The following is a 1782-nucleotide window of genomic DNA, read 5'->3' on the forward strand; positions in this document are numbered from 1 at the left end:
AACATGACAGCCTCTGCGTACCGCAACCCTATCAGCCCGTTGATCAAAAGCGCTCATTTACGGGGTGGGGCGTGGGAGCGCATTTGGCCTCTGAACATCTGTGGACATCTGTGGACACCCCCGTTAGTGCAAGAGAATTTTTAAGGCCGGTATTTGCGCGTAGTCGGGTGCTGACATCTGTCCGGCCTCTGTTGCAACGTTGAAGATGTCGCGGGCCCGTATGGAAGTTCGCGGATCGGCTCCAAATCATTAAAGCGTGCTCTGAGGCTCTCTGTTCAGGTCTGGTTTCCCGATCCCGTCTCTATCGACCGTACGCCATACTTTCCTTTACATCCTCCTACACCTTCGACGCCCCGTAATTAACAACCGGGTTATCCGGCTGCTACGGGAGCTTCGTAGACCCCACCTTTCGCCAGCAGCACCCACACGAAACGAGCAGGCTTATTGGCAAGGGCGACGATCACAAGCATGCGCGGCTTCCGTGCTAGCATGCGTCCGAGCCAAGAGCCCTCTGGCACACCTTTATGAGCGGCTTGGCGCACCACCGAACTTGCTCCGAGATTAAGCAAACGCCGCAGCGTTCGCTCGCCCATCTTCGATGTTGCGCCAAGCTTTTGCTTTCCGCCAGTTGATCGTTGAAGTGGCGTCAGACCGAGCCAGGCCGCGAAATCACGGCCTTTTTTGAAGGTCGATGCAGGGGGAGCCCAGGCTATTAGCGCAGTTGCCGTAATTGGCCCAACGCCTGGGATCGTCGCTAGCCGCCGCGCATTTTCGTCTTCCCGAGCACGCAGTGCGATTTCATGATCAAGTCGTCTGACTTGGTCCTCCAGATCGCGTAGAGTTTCGACCAGACTGGTAAGCGCTAATCGGGCTGGATCCGGCAAAGTGTTTTTACCATCCGTCACGCATTCTATGAGACTGGCAACATGGGTTGGCCCTTGAGCGGCAATGACACCGTATTAGGCAAGGTGGCCGCGGAGTGCGTTGATGATCTGCGTTCGCTGGCGCACCAGCAGATCTCGTGCTCGAAACACAACACCACTTGCCTGGGTGCCCTCGCTTTTTATTGCCACAAACCGCATGGTCGGGCGTTGCGAGGCTTCGCAAATTGCCTCAGCATCAGCTTCATCATTCTTCTGGCGTTTAACAAAAGGTTTAACGTACGCTGGCGGGATCAGTTTTACAGTGTGTCCGAGTTTGCCTATCTCACGCGCCCAATAATGTGCGCCTGAGCAAGCCTCCATGGCAACGATGCATGTAGGCTGCTTCGCAAAGAACTCGATGACGTTTTTCCGTCGTAATTGTTTGCGGAAAACAACGGTGCCGATGGCATCCGCCCCGTGCGCCTGAAACACGTTCTTCGCCAAATCCAAGCCAATTGTGGTAACTTTCATCGTGGACACTCCTTCTCTCCGGTGGTCGCAACAACCACCACTTTGGCACATTGATGCCGTCGAGGGGGTGTCCACCCCATCATTGAACGGGCACAGATATACGGTAGGCGGATCAAACCATGAACGAAATGGTTCTGTAGCCATCAGCTCCGATTTGTGGAGTGGTTTCCCAGAGGTAATCGCCTGTCAGGTTAATGTGTTCCCAACCGAGAGGAGAAAGAGCCGCTTTCAGGTGGTCCGGAATTGTCTCGCCGGAAGCCTGTATGGCGTCGAGAGTTCTGCGTGTGTAGAGCGTATTCTAGTAAATTATAGCTGTAACGACGAGGTTGAGCGCGGAAGCACGTATCGAGAGTTTTTTGTGGCTGCGATCTCGATATCGGCCAAGCCG

The 1782-nt window shown here is 54.8% G+C and carries 2 pseudogenes; both read right to left on the reverse strand.

The window, feature by feature from the left end:
* Nucleotides 1-371: 371 nt before the first annotated feature.
* Nucleotides 372-1394: pseudogene (locus E1297_RS02225) on the reverse strand (IS110 family transposase).
* A 112-nt stretch (nt 1395-1506) separates the two neighbouring features.
* Nucleotides 1507-1782, reverse strand: a pseudogene (locus tag E1297_RS02230) (Tn3 family transposase); the annotation flags it as partial.

It is taken from the genome of Roseibium sp. RKSG952, assembly GCF_009711355.1.